This window comes from Variovorax sp. Sphag1AA, assembly GCF_014192575.1.
GTDB lineage: Bacteria > Pseudomonadota > Gammaproteobacteria > Burkholderiales > Burkholderiaceae_C > Variovorax.
Window position 1 is genome coordinate 856,924 of the sequence record NZ_JACHYC010000001.1, and the last position, 10,993, is coordinate 867,916.

At 63.9% G+C, this 10,993-nt stretch carries 10 protein-coding genes; 6 read left to right on the top strand and 4 right to left on the bottom strand.

Annotation, left to right across the window (positions count from 1 at the left end; translation table 11 throughout):
* Nucleotides 1-2: 2 nt before the first annotated feature.
* From FHW64_RS04225 to FHW64_RS04240, 4 genes are all read right to left on the bottom strand, one after another.
* On the bottom strand, nucleotides 3-956 hold the full coding sequence (locus tag FHW64_RS04225) for a branched-chain amino acid ABC transporter permease (RefSeq protein WP_184523349.1): 954 nt from the start codon (nucleotides 954-956) through the stop codon (nucleotides 3-5).
* 81 nt (nucleotides 957-1,037) lie between these two features.
* Nucleotides 1,038-2,276, bottom strand: a complete 1,239-nt coding sequence (locus FHW64_RS04230; RefSeq protein WP_184523351.1) for a branched-chain amino acid ABC transporter substrate-binding protein — start codon at nucleotides 2,274-2,276, stop codon at nucleotides 1,038-1,040.
* A 162-nt stretch (nucleotides 2,277-2,438) separates the two neighbouring features.
* Complete coding sequence (locus FHW64_RS04235) at nucleotides 2,439-4,082, bottom strand: 3-(methylthio)propionyl-CoA ligase (RefSeq protein ID WP_184523353.1); 1,644 nt, start codon at nucleotides 4,080-4,082, stop codon at nucleotides 2,439-2,441.
* Between the two features lie 115 nt (nucleotides 4,083-4,197).
* Nucleotides 4,198-5,793 (bottom strand): carboxylesterase/lipase family protein, encoded by a 1,596-nt coding sequence (locus FHW64_RS04240; RefSeq protein ID WP_260303624.1) that lies wholly within the window; start codon nucleotides 5,791-5,793, stop codon nucleotides 4,198-4,200.
* 346 nt (nucleotides 5,794-6,139) lie between these two features.
* Here FHW64_RS04240 and FHW64_RS04245 point away from each other — a divergent pair, with 346 nt between their 5' ends.
* The 6 genes from FHW64_RS04245 to FHW64_RS04270 all read left to right on the top strand — a co-directional run bounded on the left by FHW64_RS04245 (nucleotide 6,140) and on the right by FHW64_RS04270 (nucleotide 10,950).
* Nucleotides 6,140-7,255, top strand: coding sequence for an AraC family transcriptional regulator (locus FHW64_RS04245; RefSeq protein WP_260303625.1), 1,116 nt, complete (start codon nucleotides 6,140-6,142; stop codon nucleotides 7,253-7,255).
* 66 nt (nucleotides 7,256-7,321) lie between these two features.
* Complete coding sequence (locus FHW64_RS04250) at nucleotides 7,322-8,827, top strand: YdiU family protein (RefSeq protein ID WP_184523355.1); 1,506 nt, start codon at nucleotides 7,322-7,324, stop codon at nucleotides 8,825-8,827.
* Nucleotides 8,824-9,237 (top strand): peptide-methionine (R)-S-oxide reductase MsrB, encoded by a 414-nt coding sequence (gene msrB / locus FHW64_RS04255; protein WP_184523357.1) that lies wholly within the window; start codon nucleotides 8,824-8,826, stop codon nucleotides 9,235-9,237. The genes FHW64_RS04250 and msrB overlap by 4 nt, the downstream gene beginning before the upstream one ends.
* Nucleotides 9,238-9,246: 9 nt before the next feature.
* A complete protein-coding gene (locus tag FHW64_RS04260) occupies nucleotides 9,247-9,786 on the top strand; it encodes a septation protein A (RefSeq protein ID WP_184523359.1) in 540 nt (179 codons plus the stop codon).
* Nucleotides 9,783-10,046 carry a BolA family transcriptional regulator gene (locus tag FHW64_RS04265; protein WP_184523361.1) on the top strand — a complete coding sequence of 88 codons (264 nt, stop codon included), beginning with the start codon at nucleotides 9,783-9,785 and terminating at the stop codon, nucleotides 10,044-10,046. Before FHW64_RS04260 ends, FHW64_RS04265 begins: the two co-directional genes overlap by 4 nt.
* Before the next feature lie 118 nt (nucleotides 10,047-10,164).
* Nucleotides 10,165-10,950 (top strand): peptidylprolyl isomerase, encoded by a 786-nt coding sequence (locus FHW64_RS04270; protein WP_184523363.1) that lies wholly within the window; start codon nucleotides 10,165-10,167, stop codon nucleotides 10,948-10,950.
* The last annotated feature ends 43 nt before the right edge of the window (nucleotides 10,951-10,993 follow it).

Sequence of the window (10,993 nt, forward strand, 5' to 3'; positions counted from 1 at the left end):
TGTCAGTCCTCCCGCGTGCCGAGGAGGCCCTTCGGCCTGAAGATGAGGATCAGGACGAGGAAGAGATACGGAAGGATCGGCGCGACCTGCGAGATCGTGAGATTGAGCAGCGGATAGCCGAACGTGCTTTCGTTCACCGCGAAGCCGATCGCTCGCAGTCCGGTCGCCATCGACTGGTCGAGCGCGACCGCGAAGGTCTGCACGATGCCGATCAGCAGCGACGCGAGGAACGCACCCGCGAGCGAGCCGAGACCGCCCACGACGACCACCACGAAGATGATCGAGCCCACCGAAGCCGCCATTGCAGGCTCGGTCACGTAGGTATTGCCGCCCACCACGCCCGCAAGACCCGCGAGCGCGGCACCGCCGCCGAACACCAGCATGAAGACGCGCGGCACGTTGTGGCCCAGCGCCTCGACCATTTCCGGATGCTTGAGCGCCGCCTGGATCACGAGGCCGATGCGCGTACGCGTCAGCAGCAGCCACACCGACAGCAGCATCAGCAGCGCGACCAGCATGATGAAGGAACGCGACTTGGGGAACTGCGTGCCGAACAGCGTGAAGAGCGGCCCCTGCAGTTGCGTCGGAAGGCCGTAGGGCACGGTGGAGCGGCCCCAGACGAGCTGCACCACTTCAAGAATCAGGAACGACAAGCCGAAGGTCACCAGCAGTTCGGGCACATGGCCGTACTTGTGCACGCGACGCAGGCTGTAGCGCTCGAAAGCGGCACCCATGGCGCCAACCAGCAGCGGCGCGATGAACAGCGCCGGCCAGAATCCGACGACGCCGGAGATGGTGTAGGCCAGGTAGGCCCCAAGCATGTAGAAGCTGGTGTGCGCAAAGTTGAGCACGCCCATCATGCTGAAGATCAGCGTCAGGCCAGAGCTCAGCATGAACAACAGCAAGCCGTAGCTCACGCCGTTGAGCAGCGAGATGACGAAGAATTCGACGGTCATCGATCGTTAGGTCACGTTGAAAAAGAAAGAGGCCCGAGTGTTGAAGTCGGGCCTCGACCGGTCAAGCTGCCTGAAGATGTATCAGGAGCTCGGACGCTTCATCTCGCACGTCGTCGGCGTGCTTGCGACATACGGCTCGTAGTACTTCACCGGAACGAAGGTGTAGCCGGTGCCTTCCTGGTCGATCGGGTACTTGCCGCCGGCCTTTTCCCACTTCGCGATGTAGAGGCCCTGCTGGAGCTGGTGGTCGGTCTTGCGCATCTCGACGTCACCGTTGAAGCTCTTGAAGCGCATGCCTTCGAGCACCGGCGCGACCTTGACCGGATCGGTGGACTTGGCCTTGGCGAAGGCGTCGCTCAGCATCGTCAGTGCGGTGTAGGCCGACTGCGTGTAGAGGTCTTCCTTGAACTTCTTGTTGAACTCGTTGCTCAGGCGCTCGATCTCGCCGCCCATGTTCGAGTGGCCGTACGCGACCTGGTACACCTTGCCTGCCGAGGCCGCACCCATGGCGGTCGGCGTGCCGCTCACGCTGCCGTAGTAGGTGAAGAACTTGACGTTGTTCATGCCGGCGTCGTTGGCCGCCTTGATCAGCAGCGCCAGGTCGGAGCCCCAGTTGCCGGTGATGACGGTGTCCGCGCCCGATGCCTTGATCTTGGCCACGTACGGCGCGAAGTCCCGCACCTGTGCCAGTGGGTGGAGGTCTTCGCCGACGATCTGGATGTCAGGACGCTTGCGCGCGAGGTTTTCCTTCGCGTACTTGGCAACCTGCACACCGTGCGAGTAGTTCTGGTTGAGCAGGTAGACCTTCTTGATGTCCGGCTGGTCCTTCATGAAGGTGGTCATTGCTTCCATCTTCATGGACGTGTCGGCATCGAGCCGGAAGTGCCAGTAGCTGCACTTGCTGTTGGTCAGATCAGGGTCGACCGCCGCGTAGTTGATGTAGAGCGCTTCCTTGCCCGGGTTGCGGGCGTTGTTCTTCTCCAGCGCGTCGATGATCGCCAGCGCCGCGCCCGAGCCGTTGCCCTGCAGCACGTAGCGTGCGCCCTGGTCCATTGCCGAGCGCAATGCGCTGGTGGTTTCCTGCGGGCTCAGCTTGTTGTCGATGCCGATGATCTCGAACTTGACGCCGGCGGCGTTCTTCTTGTTGAACTCTTCAGTCAGGAACTGATAGGTCTTCAACTGGTTGGTGCCGACCGCGGCCATCAGGCCCGAAAGCGGGTCGAGCCACGCGACTTTCACGGTCTCGCCTTTCTGCGCGAGGGCACCGGTGGCGCAAGCCGCAAGCACGGCAGCGGTTGCGAATTTCAGAGCGAACTTCATTGCGTGTCTCCTGGTCAGCTGTCGAAATGCGGGACGAGATTACAAGTGTTTGGAACCTCGCCCGTCAGGGAATGCCCGTAAGGAAATTGCCGCCGGGCCGGTTTCTATCACCCAGGCGACAGAGCGCCTCCAGTTGGTGCTACCCGGCGGTAGAAATCCGGCTCAAACGCCGGGAAGTTTGTAGTCGCGCAGCAAGTCCCGCAGCCGGGTCTTGAGTATTTTTCCGGTCGCGCCGAGGGGAATGGCGTCGACGAAGACCACGTCGTCCGGGATCTGCCATTTGGCCGTCTTGCCTTGGTAGAAGGCGAGCAGCTCGTCGCGCGTGACTTCGGCGCCGGGTTTCTTCACCACCACCACGATCGGCCGCTCGTCCCATTTGGGATGGAACACGCCGATGCAGGCCGCCATTGCGACCGCCGGATGGGCCACGGCGATGTTCTCGATGTCGATGGAGCTGATCCATTCGCCGCCGGACTTGATGACGTCCTTGCTGCGATCGGTGATCTGCAGGAAGCCGTCGGCGTCGATGGTCGCGACGTCGCCGGTCGGGAACCAGCCCCTTCCGTTGTCATCGTTGACCAGCGGATTGCCGCCCTCGCCCTTGAAGTATTCCTTGACCACCCAGGGGCCTTTGACCAGCAGGTCGCCATAGGCCTTGCCGTCCCACGGCAGATCCTTGCCGTCGGCATCGACGATCTTCATGTCCACCCCGAAGATCGCGCGGCCCTGCTTCATGCGGATCGCGGTCTGCTCTTCGGGCGACATCTCGAGGTGCTTGTTCTTCAGCGTGCACAGGGTGCCGAGCGGCGACATCTCGGTCATGCCCCAGGCGTGCAGCACCTCGACACCGTACTGTTGCTGGAACGCATTGATCATGGCCGGCGGGCAGGCGGAGCCGCCAATCACCGTGCGCTTGAGCGTCGAGAAGCGCAGTCCGTTGGCCTGCAGGTGGCCCAGCAGCATCTGCCACACGGTCGGCACGCCGGCGGCGAAGCTGACCTTCTCGGCTTCGATCAGTTCATAGACCGACTTGCCGTCGAGCGCCGGGCCTGGGAACACGACCTTGGCGCCGACCAGCGCGGCCGAGTATGGAATGCCCCACGCGTTGACGTGGAACATCGGCACCACCGGCAGCACCGAATCGCGCGCGGACAGGGTCATCACGTCGGGCAAGGCCGCCGCATAGGCATGCAGCAAGGTCGAGCGATGGCTGTACAGCGCCGCCTTCGGGTTGCCCGTGGTGCCGCTCGTGTAGCACATGCTGGACGCCGAGTTCTCGTCGAAGCTCGGCCAGGCATAGTCGGTGGAGCGCTGACCCATCCAGGTTTCGTAGCTCACCAGATTGGGGATGCCGCTGTCGGCCGGCAGCTTGTCGGCGTCGCACAGCGCGATCCACTTCTTCACCGTGGGGCACCTGGCATGCACTGCCTGCACCAGCGGCAGGAAGGTCATGTCGAAGCAGAGGATCTGGTCTTCGGCATGGTTCGCGATCCACGCGATCTGGTCCGGATGCAGGCGCGGGTTGATGGTGTGCAGGACGCGGCCGGAGCCGCTCACGCCGTAGTAAAGCTCCAGATGGCGATAGCCATTCCAGGCCAACGTTGCGACACGATCGCTGAACAGAAGTTGTTCGTCGTCAAGCGCATTGGCCACCTGCCGCGAACGCGCGGCGATCTGGCGCCACGTGGTGCGGTGGATGTCGCCTTCCACCCTGCGCGAGACGATTTCAGCGTCGCCGTGATGGCGCTCGGCGAACTCGATCAGCGACGAGATCAGCAACGGTTGGTCCTGCATCAAACCCAGCATCTAATGGCTCCTTTTCAAACGGGCTTTGGTCTTTGGTATTCGGGCCCGAGGTTCGCCCACCGGGGCGCCGCACACAATGACAGAAACCCGCAGTCTGTGAGCGCCGCTCCGGTGGTCAGGGCGCAGTGTTCTGCAACTGCGTCCCGTTGGCATCGAAGACGATCTGGCGCGGCCAGTTGGGCCAGGTCACGCCCAGTCCGGGGTGATTCGGGTCGCCGGTGCGGGCGAAGGCGGCCAGGCTGCCGACCATCGCGTCCGACAGCGCCTCGCGGCCCGGCTTGTTCGCCGCGCCGTACGCGAACGAAAACACGTTCGTACCGAAGTTGTGGAAGAAGAACACGGTGTCCAGCCCGTGCGTGGCGCCGTAGACGGTGTTGAAAGGCGCCGGTTCCTCGTTCCAGTCGAAGCGGTAGTACCAGGTCTTCGTCGGCAACTGCGCAGCGACCGAGTCGATCTGAGTCGACAGTCCGTTGAGGAAGATCGAGTTCGTCACGACGTCCGACACGGCCTTCCATCCGGTCGTCGGGGTGTCGACCGGCAAGTAGGCTGAGCTGATGAGGTCGGCCTCGGTCAGGCTCGTGGGCGCGTCGGGGTTGAAGTTGTATTGCAGGCCGAAGCGGTCGTAGTCGCTCAGCTTGAAGCCCGAGATGCCGTTGCCCGTGTAGAGGCCGAACAGGCCGGCGAAGAGCGTTCCTTCATCCTTGGTGTTGCCGATGATCATGGGCACCTTGTTGAAGGTGCCGCCGGCCACGACGGAACGCGAGTTCACCGGCAGGATGTTCCCGTCCTCGATCGGCGCCGGTGCGTTACCCAGTTGGGGGTTCGCCAGCATGATCGTCAGGAGCTTGTCTGCCGGCAGTCCGCGCAGATAGGCCGCCACCTGCTCGTTGGTCTGCGTCGCCAGCCAGGCGTTCGCCGAGGTGGTATCGGTGGCCTTGCCGTCCGCGATGACGATCGCGTTGACCAGCCCCTTCGCATAGTTCTGCGCGGTGGCGCGCGCCGAGAAGGCGATCCCGCCGCTCAGTGCGACAGCCTTGTGCAGCAGACCGGTCGATGCGGGCGAGGTCACGAGCGCCCAGGTGTTGACCGCACCCGCCGACTGCCCCATCACCGTCACGCTGCCCGGGTCGCCGCCGAAAGCGTCGATGTTGTCGCGGATGAATTTCAGGGCCTGGATCTGGTCGAGCAGCGCGAAGTTGCCCGAGTCGTTTTTCGGATCACCGGTCTTGAGCTGCGGCAGGTCGAACCAGCCGAGGAAGCCGACACGGTAGTTGACGGTCACGACGACGGCATTGGCCCGCTTTGCCAGCTGGGCGCCGTCGTAGCTCGGGTCGGCCGAGTAGCCGGAGATGTTGCTTCCGCCGTAGATGAAGACGATCACCGGCAGGTTGGCGTCCTTGCCCGCCGGTCGCCAGATGTTGAGTGTCAGGCAGTCCTCGTTGCCCACCGGCTTGCCGAAGCCTTCCCGCACGGCCAGCCCGTAGGGCGCGTCGTTGGGCGCGGGGCTGAAGTAGCGTCCGCCCTGTGCGCAGCCATGGCCGAACTGCGTTGCAGAGCGCACGCCATCCCAGGCGACCGGATCAACCGGGGGCGCCCAGCGCAGGTTTCCGACGGGCGGCTGTGCAAACGGCACGCCCTTCCACGAATAGGTACCCGAGCCGGCGCTGTCATCCACGCCCTCGATCTTTCCGGCCTTGGTCTGGCGAATCATGGGGTTCTCCTGCGCGACGACCGGCGAGGATGTGGATGAAGGTGGCGATGTCGCCTGCGAGGTCGCACTGGGAAACCACCCCGAGGACCCTCCTCCGCCGCAGGCCGCGATCGCGGCACAGGCTGTCGCGGCAGCGAGCATTCTGGCGATGAACTTCGTCGGGCTCCACCACAGTGCCCCTTGGCTTTGCGCCATTTCCACCTTTTGCATCTGTCATGTCTCCATACCGGGTTATTCGGAATGCCTGCACCGGCGCTCGGCGCCGATACTGGTCGCCCCATTCGGCGGCCTGGAAAATTCTGGATTCGCTCGCCGTTTTCATCGCTATCGCAAGCGAGCCAAATCAATGACTTTTGAAGCCGCCCACTCCCACCGACCGCGACATCGCCCCGGCTGCATGCCGCAGCCCGAACTGCGCACCAGTGCGGCGACGTGGCTCGAAGGGGTGCTGTCGGTGTTCGAGGACGAAGGGCTCGACGTGCCCTGGCTCATGCGCGGCGCCCACTTCGACCCGGATTCGCTGCATCAGCAGAACGCTCGCATTCCGGTGGACGAGATCACCACGCTGTGGCAACTGGCCATCGCGCAGGGCAAGCCGACGCTGGGACTGAGTCGCGAGCTCGCCGCCAGCCACAGCAAGCTGGGCACGGTGGGCCATGCGATGGCCTGCTGCGCCGACCTTGGCACGGCGTACGGGCTGGTCACCCGCTACATGCCGGTCATCTCCGATGCCACGGTCTTCACAGTGCAAGGTGAAGCGCGCGGCGCCTGGGTGGCCATCGAGCACATCGGTGGCCGGCTGCCGATTCCGCGCCAACGCGTGGAACACGCACTGCTCACGACCCTGATGCAAAGCAGCTGGCTGACACGCCGCGAGCTGCAGCCCCTGGCCGTGGAACTCGCATTCCCCGCGCCAGCCGACGAACGCCCGCATCGGGACGCGTTCGGCTGCCCGGTACGTTTCGATGCGCGCGCCAACCGCATGCTGATCGCCAGCGAAGACCTTGCACTCCCACTCCCCACGCATCACCCTGCGCTCGCGGAGATGCAGTTGCAGCTCCTCGAAGACCAGCTCGACCAGTTGGGCCAGACCACCACCAGCGCGCAGGTGTGCGCCGAAATCGCACGCCGCCTGCCGCATGGCGAGCCCCGCCGACAGGACGTCGCGGCGGGCCTCGGCCTGGCCGAGCGCACCCTGCAGCGCCGGTTGCAGGAGGAAACCGTGTCCTTCCAGTCCCTGCTCGACCGCACGCGACGGGAACTGGCGCAGCAATACCTTGCGCAGGAACGGCACACGCTGACTGACGTGGCCGAACTGCTCGGATTCGTCGACAGCAGCAACTTCTTCCGCGCCTGCAAGCGCTGGTTCGGGCTGCCGCCGGCGCAGTACCGTTCGCGGCTGTGGCACGAAGGCGACGCCGCCAATGCGCCGGTGCCGCGGTCCGTGCTGGCCACCAACTGAAACTACCGATCGGGGGTCGAGCCCCCCTGCGGCCAGGGGTCTCGCGCTCTGCCGGACAATCGGCCCATGACGCCCACGACTCTCCTAGCCGAACATGAAGACGCCGACACCGGACACGTCGCAGATCTGCGCCTCCGATGGGTCGAGGGTTTCTCGGCGCTGGGGCCGAGCTTCTTTACCGAACTGCGCCCCACTCCCCTGAGCGGTCAGCCCTACTGGGTCGGCCACAGCGACAAGGTGGCGCACCTCTTGGGCCTGCCTGCAGCGTGGCGCACCGACGCGGCATTGCAGGCACTCACCGGCAACACTCTCGTCGCTGGAACGCGTCCGCTTGCCACCGTCTACAGCGGACACCAGTTCGGCGTGTGGGCCGGCCAGTTGGGCGACGGGCGCGCCATCCTTCTGGGCGAAACGGAATCCGGCCTGGAAGTGCAACTCAAGGGCAGCGGCCTGACTCCCTATTCGCGCATGGGCGACGGGCGGGCTGTCCTGCGTTCCAGCATCCGCGAATTCCTCTGCAGCGAGGCGATGCATGCGCTGGGCATCCCGACCACCCGCGCGCTGTGCGTCACCGGCTCGGACGCCCCGGTGCGCCGCGAGGAAATCGAGACCGCAGCCGTCGTGACCCGGGTCGCGCCGAGCTTCATCCGATTCGGCCATTTCGAACACTTCGCAGCCCGCGAGCGCGATGAGGAATTGCGCGCGCTGGCCGACTACGTGATCGATCGCTATTACCCCGCCTGCCGCAGCACCGACCGCTTCAACGGCAACGCCTACGCCGCGCTGCTCGAAGCGGTGAGCGAACGCACCGCAGCGCTGCTAGCGCAATGGCAGGGCGTCGGCTTCTGTCATGGGGTGATGAACACCGACAACATGAGCATCCTCGGGCTCACCATCGACTACGGGCCGTTCCAGTTCCTTGACGGCTTCGACCCGCGGCATATCTGCAATCACAGCGACACGTCCGGTCGCTATGCGTACAACCAGCAGCCGAACGTGGCGTACTGGAATCTCTTCTGCCTCGCGCAGGCGCTGCTACCGCTGATCGGCGATCAGGAAATCGCGGTCGCCGCGCTGGAGTCGTATAAGACCGTCTTCCCGGAACAATACGAAGCGCGCATGCGGGCGAAACTCGGGCTCACCGACCGTGCCGAGTCTGACCGCGGCCTGATCGAGCAAGTGCTCAAGCTGCTGGCACAGGAAAAGGTCGACTACACGATCTTCTGGCGGCGCCTGTCCCGCTACATGGCCGGCGACAATCCGGACACCGTGCGCGACCTCTTCATCGACCGCAACGGGTTCGACAGTTGGTTGCAATCCTTTACCGAGCGCCATGCCAACATTCCGTCGGCGAAAGCCGCCGACCTGGTGCTCGCCAGCAATCCAAAATTCGTGCTCCGGAACCATCTGGGCCAGCAAGCCATCGAAGCCTCGCAGCGCAAGGACCACTCCGGCGTCGCCACCTTGCTCGGGCTGCTTGAATCCCCATTTGAAGAGCACGCCGGCCACGACGACTTTGCCGGATTCCCGCCCGACTGGGCTTCAACGATCGAAATCAGCTGTTCATCATGACTGCACCCATCCAGAAGACCGATGCCGAATGGCAAACCATCCTCGCCGAGAAAGGTGCCGAGCGCGCTGCGTTCGAGGTCACGCGCCATGCCGCGACCGAACGCCCCTTCACCGGCAAATATGAAACGCACTGGGACGACGGCACCTACCACTGCATCTGCTGCGGCGCGAAGCTGTTCGAATCAACGACCAAGTTCGACGCCGGCTGCGGGTGGCCCAGCTTCTCGAAAGAAGCCGTGCCCGGCGCGATCCGCAATGTGGTCGACCGTACGCACGGCATGGTGCGCACCGAGAACCGATGCGCCAACTGCGACGCCCATCTCGGACACGTCTTTCCGGACGGCCCGACCGAAACCGGCCTGCGCTACTGCATGAATTCGGCCGCGCTGGATTTCCAGAAGCGTGACTGAACGTACGCCATGAAGCTGATCCTCGACTTCTTCCCCATCCTGCTCTTCTTCGGGGCATTCAAGCTTTTCGACATCTACACCGCGACCGCCGTGCTCATGGCCGGCACGGTCGTGCAGATGACGATCATCTGGCTGCGCGAGCGCCAGTTGCTGCCCATGCAGAAGGCCACGCTGGTGCTGATCCTGTTGTTCGGCTCGCTGACACTCGTCCTGCACGACGATCGCTTCATCAAGTGGAAGCCGACGGTGCTCTACGGCGCGATGGCCGTGGCGCTGGCAGTCGCGCTGTGGGTCTTCAAGAAGAACTTCCTGAAGATGCTGCTCGGGACCCAGCTCGACCTGCCGGCACACATCTGGGGCCGACTCAACGTGGCGTGGGTCGCCTACTGCATCTTCATGGCAGCGCTCAACGGCTACGTGGCGGCGTACTTCAGCACCGAGGCATGGGTCAACTTCAAGCTCTGGGGGTACGTGTTCCCGATCGTCTTCCTGGTCGCTCAGGGGCTGTACATCTCCCCGTATCTCAAGTCCGACGAGCCGGCTGCATGACACCTCCAACCTCGCGAGATCTCGAAGCGCGGCTACGCGAAGCGCTCGACCCGTCGATGCTCGAAGTCATCGACGAAAGCGCTTCGCACGCCGGGCATTCGGGCGCCAATGCAGAGGGCTATGGCACGCACTTCCGGGTGCGCATCGCCTCGCCGCTGTTCGCCGGGAAGTCCCGCGTGGCGCGTCATCGGCTTGTGTATGATGCGCTGCAGCTTTTCATTGCACAGGGTCTTCACGCGATTGCCATCGAGACGTTCTAAGCCGCTTTGATCGCACCCCGGCCGTACTCCTTGCGGCGAAAAACTCCCCCTCCCTTTTCATCAGCGCTTTTTCACCCGCGCCCAAGGCGCGTCTACCTCCACGACAGAGGCTCCCAACATGAAGAAACATATCCTGCACGCCCTCGCAGCCGCCGTACTCGTCGGCGCGGTTCCCGTTGCCGCCTTTGCGCAGAACGCTGCCATCGTCAACGGCAAGCCGGTACCGAAGGCGCGCATGGACGTGCTGGCCCAGCAACTCGCCGCTGCCGGCCGCCCCGTCACGCCCGAGATGCAAGACCAACTGCGCGAAGAAGTCATCGCCCGCGAAGTCTTCATGCAGGAAGCGCAGAAGCAAGGCCTGGACGCCACCGACGACTACAAGAACCAGCTCGAACTCGCCCGCCAGGCGATCCTGATCCGCCAGCTGTTCGAGAACTATCGCAAGACCAACGTCGTCTCTGACGCCGACGCCAAGGCCGAGTACGACAAGTTCGTCGCAGCCAACAGCGGCAAGGAATTCAAGGCTCGCCACATCCTCGTCGAGACCGAAGACCAGGCCAAGAAGATCATTGCCGACCTGAAGAAGGGCGCCAAGTTCGAAGACATCGCCAAGAAGCAGAGCAAGGACCCGGGTTCGGGCGCCAACGGCGGCGACCTTGACTGGGCATCGCCCGCGAGCTTCGTGCCCGAGTTCTCGGAAGCAATGGTCAAGCTGGGCAAGGGCGAGATGACGCAGACGCCGGTCAAGTCGCAGTTCGGATATCACATCATCCGTGTGGACGACATCCGCCAGGCACAACTGCCGAAGTTCGAAGAAGTGAAGCCGCAGATCGTGCAGCAACTGCAACAACAGCGTCTGCAGAAGTACCAGGAAGACCTGCGCGCGAAGGCAAAAGTCGAATAACGACTTCGCTCACGCAAAAAAACAGCGGCTCCGGCCGCTATTT